The organism is Vibrio sp. 10N.261.55.C5 (assembly GCF_041470505.1).
GTDB classification, from domain to species: Bacteria; Pseudomonadota; Gammaproteobacteria; order Enterobacterales; family Vibrionaceae; genus Vibrio; species Vibrio crassostreae_C.
In genome coordinates this window covers 53989-69921 of record NZ_JBFRMS010000052.1, presented here as the reverse complement: position 1 = coordinate 69921, position 15933 = coordinate 53989, and the positions used below count along the sequence as shown (strand labels likewise).

13 protein-coding genes are annotated in these 15933 nt (G+C 46.1%); 1 reads left to right on the top strand and 12 read right to left on the bottom strand.

The window, feature by feature from the left end; genetic code table 11:
* Positions 1-64 precede the first annotated feature (64 nt).
* The 9 genes from truD to rlmD all read right to left on the bottom strand — a co-directional run bounded on the left by truD (position 65) and on the right by rlmD (position 10853).
* A complete protein-coding gene (gene truD, locus AB4263_RS19195) occupies positions 65-1111 on the bottom strand; it encodes a tRNA pseudouridine(13) synthase TruD (RefSeq protein WP_372098714.1) in 1047 nt (348 codons plus the stop codon).
* A gap of 22 nt (positions 1112-1133) precedes the next feature.
* Positions 1134-1613 (bottom strand): 2-C-methyl-D-erythritol 2,4-cyclodiphosphate synthase, encoded by a 480-nt coding sequence (gene ispF, locus AB4263_RS19190; protein WP_004739053.1) that lies wholly within the window; start codon positions 1611-1613, stop codon positions 1134-1136.
* Positions 1614-1615: 2 nt separating this feature from the next.
* Positions 1616-2317: a 2-C-methyl-D-erythritol 4-phosphate cytidylyltransferase gene (gene ispD / locus AB4263_RS19185; protein WP_017059032.1), complete on the bottom strand. Its 702-nt coding sequence runs from the start codon at positions 2315-2317 to the stop codon at positions 1616-1618.
* Positions 2317-2598, bottom strand: coding sequence for a cell division protein FtsB (ftsB, locus tag AB4263_RS19180; RefSeq protein WP_017068691.1), 282 nt, complete (start codon positions 2596-2598; stop codon positions 2317-2319). The genes ispD and ftsB overlap by 1 nt, the downstream gene beginning before the upstream one ends.
* A gap of 401 nt (positions 2599-2999) precedes the next feature.
* Positions 3000-4298 carry a phosphopyruvate hydratase gene (gene eno, locus AB4263_RS19175; protein WP_017063215.1) on the bottom strand — a complete coding sequence of 433 codons (1299 nt, stop codon included), beginning with the start codon at positions 4296-4298 and terminating at the stop codon, positions 3000-3002.
* An 81-nt stretch (positions 4299-4379) separates the two neighbouring features.
* The gene (locus AB4263_RS19170; RefSeq protein WP_017063214.1) at positions 4380-6020 is read right to left on the bottom strand and encodes a CTP synthase; all 1641 of its coding nucleotides are present in this window, start codon (positions 6018-6020) and stop codon (positions 4380-4382) included.
* A gap of 150 nt (positions 6021-6170) precedes the next feature.
* Positions 6171-6968 (bottom strand): nucleoside triphosphate pyrophosphohydrolase, encoded by a 798-nt coding sequence (gene mazG, locus AB4263_RS19165; RefSeq protein WP_137001308.1) that lies wholly within the window; start codon positions 6966-6968, stop codon positions 6171-6173.
* A gap of 207 nt (positions 6969-7175) precedes the next feature.
* Positions 7176-9398 (bottom strand): GTP diphosphokinase, encoded by a 2223-nt coding sequence (gene relA, locus AB4263_RS19160; RefSeq protein WP_017059036.1) that lies wholly within the window; start codon positions 9396-9398, stop codon positions 7176-7178.
* A gap of 135 nt (positions 9399-9533) precedes the next feature.
* Complete coding sequence (gene rlmD / locus AB4263_RS19155) at positions 9534-10853, bottom strand: 23S rRNA (uracil(1939)-C(5))-methyltransferase RlmD (RefSeq protein ID WP_372098713.1); 1320 nt, start codon at positions 10851-10853, stop codon at positions 9534-9536.
* A gap of 165 nt (positions 10854-11018) precedes the next feature.
* Here rlmD and barA point away from each other — a divergent pair, with 165 nt between their 5' ends.
* The gene (gene barA, locus AB4263_RS19150) at positions 11019-13832 is read left to right on the top strand and encodes a two-component sensor histidine kinase BarA (RefSeq protein WP_372098712.1); all 2814 of its coding nucleotides are present in this window, start codon (positions 11019-11021) and stop codon (positions 13830-13832) included.
* 125 nt (positions 13833-13957) lie between these two features.
* Here barA and acpS read toward each other — a convergent pair whose 3' ends face one another.
* The 3 genes from acpS to recO all read right to left on the bottom strand — a co-directional run bounded on the left by acpS (position 13958) and on the right by recO (position 15870).
* A complete protein-coding gene (acpS, locus tag AB4263_RS19145; RefSeq protein WP_017059039.1) occupies positions 13958-14338 on the bottom strand; it encodes a holo-ACP synthase in 381 nt (126 codons plus the stop codon).
* Between the two features lie 69 nt (positions 14339-14407).
* A complete protein-coding gene (pdxJ, locus tag AB4263_RS19140; protein ID WP_017059040.1) occupies positions 14408-15145 on the bottom strand; it encodes a pyridoxine 5'-phosphate synthase in 738 nt (245 codons plus the stop codon).
* Entirely contained in the window at positions 15142-15870 is a 729-nt protein-coding gene (gene recO, locus AB4263_RS19135) for a DNA repair protein RecO (RefSeq protein ID WP_019826299.1), read from the bottom strand. The genes pdxJ and recO overlap by 4 nt, the downstream gene beginning before the upstream one ends.
* Positions 15871-15933 lie beyond the last annotated feature (63 nt).

Below are 15933 nucleotides of genomic sequence, written 5' to 3'. Positions count from 1 at the left end.
GTTCCCATGCTAAGCCAAGTCACTTAAATTCCAATATCAAGTGACTCAGCTCCAAGCAGAATCGTTATTGCTCGTAGGTTCTCTCTACGTGTACTTCTTCAACCAATTCGCGAACGATCGCTGTTGCGAAACAACCCGCATCAAGAGAGAACTTAAGCGTGACATTATCTTCGTTCACTTCCCAAGTTAAGTCTGTTGGTTTCAGTGACGCTTCACGGCGATCATGACGCATACGGTTACCACGAATCAGAGCCATTAGATCCGGTTCAGCATCAAGGTGTTTCTGTTCTAGAGCTTGAGAGTCATCAATCGTTGGTAAGGCATTATCGCCAGCCAAAGCAACAGTTATCAAAGCAGAACCGTTCGCAATGTCTTGGTTTACAGCTTCAATGTTGTCTGCTGTTACTGCCAGTTGAGCACCGTCTTTCACCACGATATCGCCAACCAATGCTGATGCAAACGCATCTTGCTCAATACGGTCTGAAAGGATCAGGTTGTAAATCCACGAACGAGCAGCAGAAAGGTACAAGCTGCGCTTATTCTGGTTACGAGTACGAACGTTATCGCGGCCCCAACGACGAGCTTCAGATAGGTTGTTACCTTCATTGCCAAAACGCTGAGCACCAAAGTAGTTTGGCACGCCCACTTGAGCGACTTTTTCCAAACGCTTGACCACATCATCGCAATCCGTTACTTCAGACAAGGTCAACTCAAATTGGTTGCCAACTAAATCGCCTGGACGTAACTTTTTGTTGTGTCGCGCTGTCGCTAAGATTTCAATGCTTGGGTATTGTGCTAAGAACCCTGAAAAGTCAGGCTCACCTTTCGGTAGGTGAACGCTCAACCACTGCTCTGTCACAGCGTGGCGGTCTTTCAAACCCGCCCAGCTCACGTCTTTCGACTTAACACCGCAAGCTTTAGCCAGCTCGTTTGCTACGAAGCTCGTGTTTTCACCAGTTTTACGAATACGAACCATTAGGTGCTCGCCTTCACCAGCAAACTCAAAACCCAAGTCTTCATTAACGACAAAGTGTTCGGCTTTTGCTTTTAGTTTTGCTTTCGCAGTTGGTTTACCGTTTAGATAAGCCAATGAAGATAAAATATCTGACATGCTGTTCTTTTCGTGTTGGTGCTTACGCACTTTTAGTAATTAGGACCACCGCTTCACATGCGATGCCCTCTTTGCGACCTGTAAAACCTAAACGCTCAGTGGTCGTCGCTTTTACATTCACATTGCTAATGCTGGTTTCTAGGTCTTGAGCAATAGCTTGGCACATAGAGTCTATATGAGGCGCCATCTTTGGAGCTTGCGCCATGATAGTAATATCGGCATTACCAATCACGTAACCTTGTTCTTTTACTCGACGGTAAACATCTTTCAGTAGCTCACGGCTATCCGCACCTTTCCATTCGTCATCGGTATCAGGGAAATGACGACCAATATCACCCGCAGCAATCGCACCCAATAGAGCGTCACACAACGCATGAAGGGCAACATCACCGTCTGAGTGTGCAATAAGACCTTGCTCGTAAGGGATGCTTACACCACCAATAATTACCGGGCCTTCACCACCAAACTTATGTACATCAAAGCCATGGCCAATACGAATCATCATTATTCCTTATTCTGACTTAAATAGAACTCAGCAAGCGCTAAATCTTCAGGCTGAGTAATCTTAAAATTATCTGAACGCCCTGCCACTAAAGCGGGCGATAAACCTTTCCATTCAAAGGCTGAGGCTTCATCAGTAATTGAAGCGCCTTGTTGCAACGCCTCACTTAATGCCTTCCACAGAGGCTTTGCTCTGAACATTTGCGGCGTAAGTGCATGCCATAAATCGGCACGCTCAACGGTATGCTCGATCTGCCCTTGGGCACCGCGCTTCATCGTGTCACGAACTGGAGCCGCTAAAATAGCGCCCACATCATGGCTCATCGCGCCGGAAATTAGCTTGTCGATATCACTTAGTTGAACACACGGCCTTGCCGCATCGTGAACCATTACCCAATCACTAAGCTGCTGCTCAGCGATATAGTTTAGCGCAGAGAGTACAGAGTCCGCTCGCTCGCTTCCGCCTGACACTCTGATCACTTGCGGGTTCAGGTTGAGTGCTAGATCAGGGTAGTATGGGTCATCATCGCTGATCGCAACGACAATTTGAGCGACTTGTGGGTGAGACAGTAATTTCTCAATGGTGTGCTCTAAAATTGTTTTGTCGTGAATCTTGAGATATTGCTTAGGGCGGTCTGCCTTCATTCGGCTACCGACGCCCGCCGCAGGTACAACGGCAATCACGCTTTGAAGTTGAGTCGACATTAATGGGATCCCTCACCAATGATGCGATAAAACGTTTCACCTTCTTTGACCATTCCAAGTTCATGACGTGCGCGTTCTTCTATCGCGTCTAAGCCTTGGCGTAGATCGTCAATTTCAGCAAACATTTCTGCATTTCGAATATGCAGCTTTTCATTTACTTGCTGTTGAACTTGGATTTCGTTGTTCACACCGTAGTAATCAGAGATACCATTTTTACCGAGCCACAGTGTGTGTTGTAGCCAGCCAAACACTATGAGCAGTACTAAAGCAAAAATTCGCATAACACCTTTCGCCGGTTGAAAAAGAAGGAACTAGAATAAGGCACATATATACCATAATGAGCTTATTGGTGCGAGATATGTGGTGTCAGGGAATCAATAAGTCGGGGAGTCATTGTCAGGAAAACAATGAGATTCCCTACTCCTTCCTTCGTCAGTCTAGGGAATGACGAACTTTATATGTGACAAGGAGGAGCTTTAGAGCCTAGAGCTTCTTTCATTCAGTTTTCTACAGACAAAAAAATGCCCCGCATAAGCGAGGCATTCAAAAGTATTAGTGCATAATTCTAACTAGTTGGTGCTGTAGCAAGGCAACAAAGAAGATTCAGCTATGGAGCATAGTTTCCTATGTGACTTAGTGAATCTTCTGCAGTTAACGCAGCTACAGTGCCAAATAGGACGAATTATTGACCTTTAACTTCTTTAAGACCGTTGTAAGGAGCTTTAGAACCTAGAGCTTCTTCGATACGGATAAGTTGGTTGTACTTAGCAACACGGTCAGAACGGCTCATAGAACCAGTTTTGATTTGACCTGCAGCTGTACCTACCGCTAGATCAGCGATAGTTGCATCTTCAGTTTCGCCAGAACGGTGAGAGATTACTGCAGTGTAGCCAGCGTCTTTAGCCATCTTGATAGCAGCTAGAGTCTCTGTTAGAGAACCGATTTGGTTGAACTTGATAAGGATAGAGTTAGCTACGCCTTTCTCGATACCTTCAGCAAGAATCTTAGTGTTTGTAACGAACAGATCGTCACCAACGATTTGAAGTTTGTTGCCTAGAAGTTCAGTTTGGTGCTTGAAGCCATCCCAATCTGACTCGTCAAGACCGTCTTCAATAGAAACGATTGGGAAGTTGTTCGCTAGCTCAGCTAGGTAGTGGTTGAACTCTTCAGAAGTGAAAGTTTTACCTTCGCCCTTCATGTTGTAGATACCAGCTTCTTTGTCGAAGAACTCAGATGCTGCACAGTCCATAGCAAGAGTAACGTCTTTACCTAGTTCGTAACCAGCAGCTGCAACAGCTTCTGCGATAACTTCTAGAGCTTCAGCGTTAGACTTAAGGTTAGGAGCGAAACCACCTTCATCACCAACTGCAGTGCTGTAGCCTTTAGACTTAAGAACTTTAGCTAGGTTGTGGAATACTTCAGCGCCGATACGTAGACCTTCTTTAAGAGTTTTAGCGCCAACTGGTTGGATCATGAACTCTTGGATGTCAACGTTGTTATCTGCGTGCTCACCACCGTTGATGATGTTCATCATTGGTAGAGGCATAGAGAACTGACCAGCAGTACCGTTTAGCTCAGCGATGTGCTCGTATAGAGGCATGCCTTTCGCAGCAGCAGCAGCTTTTGCGTTAGCTAGAGATACAGCTAGGATAGCGTTCGCGCCGAACTTAGACTTGTTATCAGTACCGTCTAGGTCAAGCATGATTTGGTCAACGTCAGCTTGTGCTTTAGCGTCAGTACCAACTAGAGCTTCAGCGATTGGGCCGTTTACAGCTTCAATAGCTTTAAGAACACCTTTACCTAGGAAACGTGATTTGTCGCCGTCACGTAGCTCAAGAGCTTCGCGAGAACCAGTAGATGCGCCAGATGGAGCAGCAGCCATACCTACGAAACCGCCTTCTAGGTGTACTTCAGCTTCTACAGTTGGGTTACCACGTGAATCGATGATTTCACGACCTAGAACTTTAACGATCTTAGACATTGAATGTTTCCTTCTCGTTGAATATATAAATGTCAAATTTAAAGGTAGCAGCACAACTTACGCAGCTACCTGTATTCCTTTTTACTTCTCTAACTCGCCGCGCTGGAACTCACCAGCCGCTTTAACGAAACCTGCAAACAATGGGTGACCATCGCGAGGTGTTGAAGTGAACTCTGGGTGGAATTGAGCAGCAACGAACCATGGGTGGTTCGGGTTCTCAATAACTTCAACCAGTTTCTTGTCCGCAGATAGACCCGATACTTTTAGGCCCGCTTTTTCGATTTGTGGACGAAGATTGTTGTTCACTTCGTAACGGTGACGGTGACGTTCATGGATCGTCGCGCTACCGTATAATTCGTAAGCTTTCGTCCCTTTCGCTAGGTGACAAAGCTGTGAACCAAGACGCATTGTGCCGCCAAGGTCAGATGTTTCTGTACGCTCTTCAACTTTACCTTCGCCATCAGTCCACTCAGTGATAAGACCAACAACTGGGTACTTAGTTTCAGTACAGAATTCAGAAGAGTGTGCCCCTTCCATTTTCGCAACGTTACGAGCGTACTCGATAAGTGCTACTTGCATACCTAGACAGATACCTAAGTACGGTACTTTGTTTTCACGAGCGTATTGAGCAGCAAGAATCTTACCTTCAACACCACGGTCACCAAAGCCACCAGGAACTAGGATTGCATCTAGGCCTTCTAAAACTTCTACGCCACGAGACTCAACGTCTTGTGAATCTACGTATTTAATATTAACGCTTAGGCGATTTTTCAAGCCCGCGTGTTTTAGCGCTTCATTTACTGATTTGTATGCGTCTGGTAGTTCAATGTACTTACCAACCATACCAATCGTCACTTCACCCGTTGGGTTAGCTTCTTCGTAAATTACTTGTTCCCATTCAGACAGGTCTGCTTCTGGAGCTGTGATGCCGAAACGCTTACATACAAGTTCATCAGTACCTTGAGCTTTAATAAGCTGAGGGATCTTGTAGATAGAGTCAACATCGCGCATAGAAATAACTGCATTTTCTTGCACATTACAGAACAGAGCAATTTTCTTACGCTCGTTCGAAGGAATGTTGCGGTCTGAACGACAAACTAGGATGTCTGGCTGAATACCAATAGACAGTAGCTCTTTTACAGAGTGTTGCGTTGGCTTAGTTTTCACTTCGCCCGCAGCTGCTAGGTATGGCACTAGAGTAAGGTGCATGAACATTGCGCGTTCACGGCCTAGTTCTACTGCTAGCTGACGAATCGCTTCCATGAATGGTAGAGATTCGATATCACCAACCGTACCACCAACTTCAACGATCGCGATATCGTGGCCAGCTGCGCCAGAAATAACACGCTCTTTGATAGAGTTAGTGATGTGTGGGATAACCTGAATTGTTGCACCTAGGTAATCACCGCGACGCTCTTTTGCTAGTACGTCTGAGTAAACACGACCTGCAGTGAAGTTGTTACGCTTAGTCATCTTGGTGCGAATGAATCGCTCATAGTGACCAAGGTCAAGGTCTGTTTCAGCGCCATCTTCCGTAACGAACACTTCACCGTGCTGAGTCGGGCTCATAGTGCCTGGATCAACGTTGATGTAAGGGTCAAGCTTCATCATGGTCACTTTAAGACCACGAGCTTCTAAAATAGCTGCAAGAGATGCTGCAGCAATACCTTTACCTAGAGAGGATACAACCCCGCCAGTAACAAAAATGTAATTTGTCGTCATGTTTAACCTGAAATTGGTTGAATGAGGGAAATGGACTACTTCTGGACGGGATGAAAATATACCAGAAGCCCCTTATCGCCACAACGTGAAATCTATCACACTGCTATTTTTTATTTTTTGCTTCAAATCAATTCATGATAAAAGCTTTGGTTATCTTTTCTCCGCCACTTTGACTTCATCCCACATGGAATCAAGCTGTTGTAGTGAAAAGTCAGTCAAATTTTTATCTTGCTGACGAACTTTTTGTTCCACCCCTTTAAAGCGACGCGAAAACTTGAGATTGGCTTTATTGAGTGCCGATTCTGGGTTTTTACCTAAATGTCGTACCAAATTGACCGTCGCAAACAGCAAGTCTCCCAACTCTTCTTCAACCAAATCTTCATTTGGCGTCACTTGAAGTGCCTCTTCCAGCACCTCATCGACTTCCTCTAAAACCTTATTAGCCACTGGGCCAATAGAGTCCCAATCAAAGCCATATTTCGCTACCTGTTTTTGAATCTTTGTAGCACGTGAAAGCGCAGGTAGAGAGTTTGGTATTGAGTCTAGAATACTTTCTTGAGTTTTGCCTGCCTGAGCTTTTTCTTTGGCTTTTTCAGCTTCCCAGTTGGCATTAATTTCTTCATCGCTCGCAAACTCGGTATCAGAAAACACATGCGGATGGCGGCGTGTTAGCTTTTCGTTAATGCCATCAACCACATCAGAGAACTCAAACAACCCCTGTTCTTTCGCTAACTGGCTATAGAAGATCACCTGAAACAACAAGTCACCCAACTCTTCTTGTAGGTTCGGCCAATCTTTGTTGTGAATCGCATCCACCACTTCGTACGTCTCTTCGATAGTATGCGGGACAATTGTTTCAAAATTTTGTTTTAAATCCCAAGGACAGCCACCTTCTGGATCGCGCAGCTTAGTCATAATTTGTTCTAGTTGTTCAATCGGGTGGCTCATGGTGCTTTCCTATTATTCTGTTTGATTGTTTTAATCTAATTCTTTTCTTAAAACTAAAAAAGGTGAGCAGCCAAAACCACTCACCTTTCTATTTTTCGTCATCTCCAAGAGCGAAGAATGAGCGAGTTGGGGATCTCAAATCGCTTTACGAGATTCCCTATCACGTTCGTCCCTCACTGTAGGGAATGACGTGGATAGTATTTTGGCCTACCCCAACCTTTTGACTGACATAACATCTTTGATTTGTTCTACTCGGCTGGTAACGCGACTCAGAATTTCAATATTGGTCACTTCCAAATCGAAATCCATTACCGATAGCTGACGCTTGTAGTCGATGCGGCTCTTCATTGTGGTCACGCTGATCTTTTCATTCGAGAACAGTGAGGTGATGTCTTTCAACAAGCCATTACGTTCTAGCGCTTCAACACGCAGCGTTAGGATGTATGAACCGACAAAGCCATTACCCCAAACGGTATCAATGATACGTTCTGGCGCATGCACGCTTAGCTCGCCTAGCTGTTCACAGTCAGCGCGGTGCACTGAGATACCACGACCTTGAGTGATGTAACCTTTAATCACATCACCTGGGATTGGCTGACAGCAACGCGCTAGGTGCGTCATTAGGTTATCTACGCCTTCAACGACAACTGCATCTTTCTTAGGACGACTCTGTTGTGCCGGCTTGTTTTCCGACTCAAGCAGTTTCTCTAGCGCTTTCTTGTCTTCTTCTTCCGCCGTTGGCTTATTCACTAGCGCATTGATGTGATTAACCACTTGGTTAATACGCAAGTCGCCACTACCAATACCTGCATAGAGTTCGTCTGGCGTATTCACGTTAAAGCGTTTTAGTGCGTATTGATCAGCATCTTTTAGGGTTGCGCCTACTTTCGCTAGCTCAACTTCCAGGATATCACGACCCGCTTCTAGGTTTTTCTCACGGCTTTGTGCGCGGAACCAAGCGTTGATTTTCGCTCGAGCTCGACCAGAATGAACAAAACCTGTGGTTGGATTTAACCAGTCACGAGATGGGTTCGGCTCTTTCTGCGTGATGATCTCAACTTGATCGCCCATCGATAGTTTATGAGTGAACGGTACGATACGCCCCGCTACTTTGGCACCGATACAGCGGTGTCCGACCATCGAGTGGATGTGGTAGGCGAAATCCAACGGGGTTGCGCCCATTGGTAAGTCGACCACGTCACCACGTGGAGTAAATGCGTATACACGGTCATCGAAGACTTGGCTACGTACCTCATCCAGCATCTCGCCAGAGTCCGACATCTCTTCTTGCCAGTCGATAAGTTTACGCAACCAAGTGATTTTCTCATCGTAGCCACTACGGCCGCTTGAAGCTCCTTCTTTGTACTTCCAGTGCGCCGCCACACCAAGCTCAGAGTCTTCGTGCATTTGCTTAGTACGGATCTGAATCTCAATGGTCTTGCCTTCAGGGCCAAGTACTACGGTATGAATCGACTGGTAACCATTTGGCTTAGGGTTCGCCACATAATCATCAAATTCGCTCGGGAGGTGCTTGTATTTAGTGTGTACCACCCCAAGGCCGGCGTAACAGTCTTGCAGCTGGTCAGCGATAATACGTACTGCTCGTACGTCAAAAAGCTCATCGAAGGCTAAGCCTTTCTTCTGCATTTTGCGCCAGATACTGTAGATGTGTTTTGGTCGGCCACTCACTTCAGCATTGATGTTTGAACGCTGCATTTCTGCGGTTAAATCATCAACGAAATCTGTGATGTATTGTTCACGAACGATACGACGCTCAGACAGCTGTTTTGCAATCTGCTTGTAGGTATCTGGTTGTTGGTAGCGGAATGCGTAATCTTCGATTTCCCACTTAAGTTGGCCGATACCTAAACGGTTTGCCAGTGGGGCATAGATGTTAGAACACTCTTTTGCGGCCGCGCGACGCACAGCATCAGGCGCTTTTTTTACCTCGATAAGGTTACAGATTCGTTCAGCGAGTTTGATGACTACGCAGCGGAAATCATCGACCATAGCCAGTAGCATGCGTCGAACGTTATCAACTTGACCCGAGGCAGCACTGCCTTCAAGGGTCACGTTTAACTGGCCTAAGGCCGCCATTTCTTCAACGCCATCGATCAACTTTACGGTTTCTTTACCGTAGCTTTCTTCAAACGCTTCGCGCTCAAAAACGCCGCTTGAGACGACGGGGAAAAGTTGTGCAGCAATTAAAGTGGCACGGTCCATGGACAAGGTGACCAAGATTTCGATCATCTCACGGCCACGCCAAAGCAAGAGCGATGCTTGCTCGTGATCTTTTAAAAGTTCTTCACAGTGACGATAAACTTTAATCAGTTTATTCGAGGTTTTTGCGTCTTGATTCAATGACGCAATCCAACTTTCTAGCTCAAACTGTTCGCTTGGGTTTAAATGTGCGCTTCGTACCGCAACCATCGTGCCTTCCTAGTTATTCTGTTTTATACCCAATTCAATATGACTAACTGGTTCCAAGTTAGTTCGACCATATTGATATCAGCGCAGGTGTCCCTGCGCCTTTGTCATTCATTTTTAAGCCTTATTTACGGGCCTTTAAGCCTTGATAAAGAGAGCCATCGATTCTAAATGGCTAGTGTGTGGGAACATATCCAACATACCAAGTTTGGCTAATTGGTAGCCTTGCTTTTCTAAGCTCTCTGAATCTCTAGCTAGAGTAGCAGGATTACACGAAACATAAACCACACGCTTCGCTCCTAACGCTGAAATTTGATCAACGATCCCACTCGCTCCCGCACGTGCCGGGTCAAGCAATATTTTATCGAATTTCTCTTTTGCCCAAGGCTGTGAAGATAAGTCTTCTTCAAGGTTAGCTTGGTAAAATTCCGTATTGCTTAACTGGTTTAACGCTGCATTAGATGTGGCTTGCTGAACCATTTCATCAACGCCTTCTACGCCAACCACAAACGCCGATTGTTGCGCGATAGGCAAACTGAAATTCCCTAAGCCGCAAAACAGGTCGAGCACTCGCTCATCCGCTTGAGGTTCTAGCCACTCAATCGCTTGAGCCACCATCTGCTGATTCACTTTCTGGTTTACTTGGATAAAGTGGTTTGGCTCAAACGGTAACGTCACGCCAGTTTCGCTGTAGCTAGGCGCATCACCAACCAGACGGGCCAACTTATCGGTTTCAGGCATCGAGTACAGCGTAGCGCCTTCTTCTTTTGCTAACGCAATCAGCGCTTGCTCATCTTTTTCAACCAAAGGCTTAAGGTGACGTAGAACCATAACAGGGCCAGTATCGCCCAACACCAATTCAACGTGTCCTAAAGACGTAAGGCTGTTGAAAGTGTTCAGTAAATTTTTCAGTTTTGGCAGCAACACATTAAGGCGAGGATCAAGCACGGCACAGTCGGTGATGTTTTCAATCTGCTTACTCTGCTTCTTACGGAAACCGAATTGAAGCTGTTGTGTCTTCTTATCAACAAATAGGCTGATACGTGCGCGACGTCGATAACCGGTTTCATCACCGACAATAGGTTGTGCAACTTCAGTGTTCGCCGTTTGGTATTGGCTCATCAGGTGCGTCAGAGATTGCGATTTATGCTCAACCTGAGAAGAGTAACCTAGGTGTTGAAGGTGACAGCCACCACACTGATTAAAGTGCTTACAAAACGGCTTTAAACGCTGCTCGCTCGGCTTCAATAACTTGATGAGTTTAGCTCGCGAAAACTTACTTTTGCTCTCAGTAAGTTGAATAACCACCTGCTCACCGGGCAATGCGCCATCAATGAAAACCGGTTTATTCTTTTGATAAGCGATGCCAACGCCATTGTGATCCATTCGTTCAACCAAAACCGATTGATGCTTGGTCTCGAGTTGAGTTTTCTTTTTTGGTTGGAAAAAACGTGCCATTGCTTGTGCCTAATGTATCTTTTAATAAGTAATTGGTATCCAGGACTCACTATTATGTCTTGGAATCATTGTCGAACGTCACGGCTTTGATTAAGCTTACCGTTCACTTAACCGCCATTGTGTGCGTTATTTTCCCATATCCAGACCTCGATGTAATTAAAGAACATGACCAGATATGGCTTAAGAGCCCGTGTAATTACCTTAACTCTAGCTCCAACCCTGATTATTGGGTTGCTATTGAGTGCATTTTTCTCATTTAACCGCTATCAAGACCTTGAAGGTCAAGTGGTTAACACTGGTACTAGCATCATTGAGCCACTTGCGATTACGAGTGAATCAGGCATGAAGCTCGAAAGTCGAGAGTCTGTTCGTCAGCTTATTAGCTATGCGCATCGAAAGAATTCTAAGCTAGTGCGCAGTATCGCGGTGTTTGATGAGCGTCATGAGTTGTTTGTAACCTCAAACTTCCACCCCGATTTTGAAAGCCTGACCTACCCCAAAGATAAACCGATCCCGCATTTAAGCTCATCGAACCTTCTCGATAATACGCTGATTCTGCGGACACCTATCATCGCCGAAGGCCAGTACATCAATTCAGCCAACGGTCAGTCTCAAGCTAATCAAGCGATCGGCTACATTGCGATTGAATTAGATCTTTCATCACTTCGATTGCAGCAATATCAAGAAGTGTTCTCTGCATTCTTAGTGTTGATTCTCGGGCTTGGTTTATCGGGCGTGTTTGCGTTCCGCTTAATGCACGATGTCACTCAACCGATCACACACATGAAAAACATGGTCGACCGAATTCGTCGAGGTCACCTAGATGTGCGTATCGAAGGTAAGATGCATGGTGAGCTAGACTCGCTGAAAAACGGTATCAATGCGATGGCGGTATCGCTATCAGAGTATCACGTCGAGATGCAGCACAGTATCGACCAGGCCACATCAGATTTGCGTGAAACTCTTGAACAGCTAGAGATTCAAAACGTTGAGTTAGACATCGCGAAGAAACGCGCTCAAGAAGCGGCTCGTGTTAAGTCTGAGTTCTTAGCGAATATGTCTCACGAATTGAGAACGCCGCTGAACGGTGTGATTGGCTTTACTCGTCAAATGCTCAAGACTCACCTATCGAACAGTCAAACCGATTACCTGCAAACCATTGAACGCTCGGCAAACAACCTGCTTAGCATCATCAACGATATCTTGGACTTCTCGAAACTTGAAGCCGGTAAATTAGCCCTAGAGAACATCCCATTTGAATTCCAAGCCAGCCTTGAAGAGGTAGTAAACCTTCAAGCAACCAACGCTCATGAGAAAGGCCTAGAACTGACACTGAAGATCGACCCTAAAGTACCGCCAGGTGTGGTGGGCGATCCACTGCGTATTCAGCAGATCCTAACCAACCTAGTGGGTAACTCAATCAAGTTTACCGAGCGCGGCAATATTGATATCAGCGTTGAGCTGCGTTCACAAAGCGAAGACAACATCGAGCTGCAGTTCATGGTTCGCGATACGGGTATTGGTATCTCGGAGCGTCAACAAGCTCAGCTGTTCCAAGCCTTCAGCCAAGCCGATGCAAGTATCTCTCGTCGCTATGGTGGTACAGGCTTAGGTCTGGTTATCACCCAAAAACTGGTCAGCCAAATGGGCGGAGAGATCAGCCTAACCAGTCGTCTTCACCAAGGCTCTACCTTCTGGTTCACCTTGAGACTATCAACGACTGATTTGCCGATGACAGAGCTGATTGAGACGCAGTGTCTGCAAGACAAACAACTGCTGCTTATCGAGCCAAACATGCAAGCGGCATCGATTACTCAGCAAATCCTAACCCAAGAAGGCTTAGTGGTAACGTATCGTTCGGTGATGCCAGATGAGACGACCTCGTATGACTACGTTCTGCTTAACCTAGCCGCCAACCAAGAGTATCAATTTGATACTGTGAGTGGTTGGGCGATCGGTGCGAAGAAGATTGCTCAAAACGTGATTATTGGTACACCAAGTACCGAGCTAGCGTTGGGTGAGCAACTAATGAAAGAGGTCGATGTTCAGTGCATCACCAAGCCTCTTTCTCGTAAGAAGTTGCTGCAAACTCTGGTATCGAATCAGGCACCTACCTTGATTGCACCAGCGATTGAAACGCATTCTGAAGAGAAGTTACCGCTTACTGTGATGGCAGTAGACGACAACCCAGCCAACCTTAAGTTGATTACCGCGCTGCTTAAAGAGCGTGTAGAAACCGTCATCAGTTGTACCAGTGGTCAGCAGGCGATAGACAAAGCGACAGAGACGCCATTTGATATCATCTTCATGGATATTCAAATGCCACAGATGGACGGTGTAACCGCTTGTCAGAACATCAAAAAACTGGCGAACAATGCGAATACACCTGTAATTGCCGTGACCGCACATGCAATGATTGGCGAACGAGATCGACTGCTTGAAGCGGGCATGGATGACTACCTAACCAAACCTATTGAAGAGCATGTTTTACAGCAGGTTCTGATTCATTGGAGCTCGACCTCTGAGGTTGAGCTCATCGAAAAAATAGATCCAGACCACCCAGCGGTCTCTGCTGAAGTCGACAACGGTCCGGTGTCAGAAACTGAAGCCAGCGTGCACACAAACATCATCATTGATTGGCAAGCTGCGATGAAACAAGCCGCCAATAAAGAAGACCTCGCACGCGATATGCTGCAAATGCTCGTCGACTTTATTCCAGAGGTGTATGAGGCAGCAGACAAAGCGATAGAAGACAGTGACTATCCAGTTGAAGAGCTGATACACATCATTCACAAGATGCATGGCAGCAGCTCGTACAGCGGCGTACCAAGGCTAAAATCGGTATGTGCGACAATAGAGAAAGAGCTGCGTTCAGGTACTTCTGTTGAAGACATTGAACCTGAGCTTTTCGAGCTTCAGGATGAATTAGATAAGGTTCAAGCAACCGCGATTCACTACTTGAAACAGGCGAAGGCCTAGCGGGTACTTGTTACTCACTAGTATTCTTTAGAGGGTTTACCCGCCAATAAAAAAGCAGAGCTCATGAGCTCTGCTTTTTTCTGTCTAGAGCCAAGAGCACTAGATATAAAGTCGCGATAATCTGTTTACGATTCGAGTAACACCGTTGCCACAGCGTAGTGACGCTCATCCGAGATAGTCAGATGAATCGATGTTGTGCCATTCGCCTCTGCGATTTCACGCGCTTTCTTGTGTAAGCTCAATACTGGCTTACCATGCTCATCGTTTGAAATCTCAAAGTCGTGGAAGGTAACACCCAGCGCAATCCCCGTACCTAACGCCTTAGATGCAGCTTCTTTAGCAGCAAAACGTTTTGCAAGGTAACGGCCTTTTTGCTTCAACTGTTGGAATACTTCAAACTCAGAATCCGTCAAAATACGCTGAGCAAAAGCGTCGCCACTTCGCGACAGCGCCTTCTCGACACGTTCGATTTCTGCGATATCTGTACCTAATCCAACAACTGCCATGTTTCCTCTACTACTTAACTTCTGTCTAATGATTAACTGTACATCGCTTAGTGCCGACGACTTGCCGAACTAAGCGTTGTTACGTGCTGTTTCCATGATTGCTTTCATGTCTGCAACGGCTTTGTTTAAGCCATCAAACACTGCACGTCCCATGATCGAGTGACCGATGTTCAGCTCGTAGATCTCTGGAAGTGCCGCAATCGGTGCTACGTTGTGGTAAGTCAGACCATGACCCGCATTGACTGTGATACCTAAGTCATCTGCATAGCTTGCGCCTGCTGCGATCTTCTTAAGCTCGTCTTGTTGATCTTCTTCTGTCTTAGCATCAGCATAGTGACCCGTGTGCAGTTCAATGAACGGTGCGCCACACGCTTTTGCAGCATCGATTTGCTCACGGTCAGCATCGATAAACAGAGATACCTTGATACCTGCTGCAGACAGTTTTTGTGTCGCCGCTTTGATCTTCTCTAGTTGACCAACTACGTCCAAGCCACCTTCAGTGGTTAGCTCTTCACGTTTTTCAGGAACCAGACAAACAAACTCAGGATTAGTATCGAGTGCAATTTGAACCATCTCGTCCGTTACGGCCATCTCCAAGTTCATGCGAGTTTGAAGTGTTTCAGCCAGAATACGCACATCGCGATCAACGATGTGACGACGGTCTTCACGCAGGTGAATAGTAATGCCATCTGCACCAGCACGTTCAGCGATTTCAGCTGCGTGTACTGGATCTGGGTATTTAGTACCACGTGCATTACGTAGTGTTGCAATATGGTCGATATTAACGCCTAAAAGGATTGAGCTCATTTTCCAATACTCCGTGCTCTGGAGAGGGCTATTGTTGGCATAAATAGCTCTCTACTTTTTAATGGTTTGCCGCCAAGATACGGCTTTAAGGCTATGCGTGTAAAGCGTTTTGCCGCTTTTAACTGCTCTTTAGTAATAAACCTACGTTCGCTGATTGCAATAAGTTCATCGCCCATAAAAGTCAGGTTATCTCGACGTACTGAAGCGATGAAACCTTTCTGCTCTCGATAGCGATAAGTCATGCTCGGATCAATCGCTTCGCCAGTGCCCGCGCAGTGTAAAAAGTCGACGCCGTAACCCATAGCAGATAATAGAGCCAGCTCAAAGCGACGCAGTGCTGGCTCAGGATTATCATTATGCGCCAGCTCTGTTAAAGCATGAAGATAGTCGTGAAAAAGTGCAGGCATCGGTACTTCCGCCATCAATACCCGACCGATAAGCTCGTTCACGTACATGCCTGAATACAGATTAATACCGGCGAGAGGGAGCCCCAAGCTGATGGGTTCAGCTTGGCGTAAGGTTTTCATCGAACCATTACCAGACCACTTAAGCAATAGCGGCGTAAAAGGTTGTAATGCACCTTTCAAATTGGAACGCTTGCTGCGAGCGCCTTTAGACATCAACGTCACCCGACCGAACTCTTCGCTGAAGACGTCCAAGATCAGGCTCGACTCACTGTATGGTCGACGGTGCAACACAAAGCATCGCTGTAACCCTTCGCTCAATCACTTACCCTTATTACAGATACAAAAAGAGAGAGTTCGCACTCTCTCTTGGATTTATCTTCA

What these genes read in the sequence shown, in the direction of transcription:
- truD (WP_372098714.1), bottom strand. Translation starts at nt 1,111, where the DNA reads ATGTCAGATATTTTATCTTCATTGGCTTATCTAAACGGTAAACCAACT.
- ispF (WP_004739053.1), bottom strand. Translation starts at nt 1,613, where the DNA reads ATGATTCGTATTGGCCATGGCTTTGATGTACATAAGTTTGGTGGTGAA.
- ispD (WP_017059032.1), bottom strand. Translation starts at nt 2,317, where the DNA reads ATGTCGACTCAACTTCAAAGCGTGATTGCCGTTGTACCTGCGGCGGGC.
- ftsB (WP_017068691.1), bottom strand. Translation starts at nt 2,598, where the DNA reads ATGCGAATTTTTGCTTTAGTACTGCTCATAGTGTTTGGCTGGCTACAA.
- eno (WP_017063215.1), bottom strand. Translation starts at nt 4,298, where the DNA reads ATGTCTAAGATCGTTAAAGTTCTAGGTCGTGAAATCATCGATTCACGT.
- AB4263_RS19170 (WP_017063214.1), bottom strand. Translation starts at nt 6,020, where the DNA reads ATGACGACAAATTACATTTTTGTTACTGGCGGGGTTGTATCCTCTCTA.
- mazG (WP_137001308.1), bottom strand. Translation starts at nt 6,968, where the DNA reads ATGAGCCACCCGATTGAACAACTAGAACAAATTATGACTAAGCTGCGC.
- relA (WP_017059036.1), bottom strand. Translation starts at nt 9,398, where the DNA reads ATGGTTGCGGTACGAAGCGCACATTTAAACCCAAGCGAACAGTTTGAG.
- rlmD (WP_372098713.1), bottom strand. Translation starts at nt 10,853, where the DNA reads ATGGCACGTTTTTTCCAACCAAAAAAGAAAACTCAACTCGAGACCAAG.
- barA (WP_372098712.1), top strand. Translation starts at nt 11,019, where the DNA reads ATGACCAGATATGGCTTAAGAGCCCGTGTAATTACCTTAACTCTAGCT.
- acpS (WP_017059039.1), bottom strand. Translation starts at nt 14,338, where the DNA reads ATGGCAGTTGTTGGATTAGGTACAGATATCGCAGAAATCGAACGTGTC.
- pdxJ (WP_017059040.1), bottom strand. Translation starts at nt 15,145, where the DNA reads ATGAGCTCAATCCTTTTAGGCGTTAATATCGACCATATTGCAACACTA.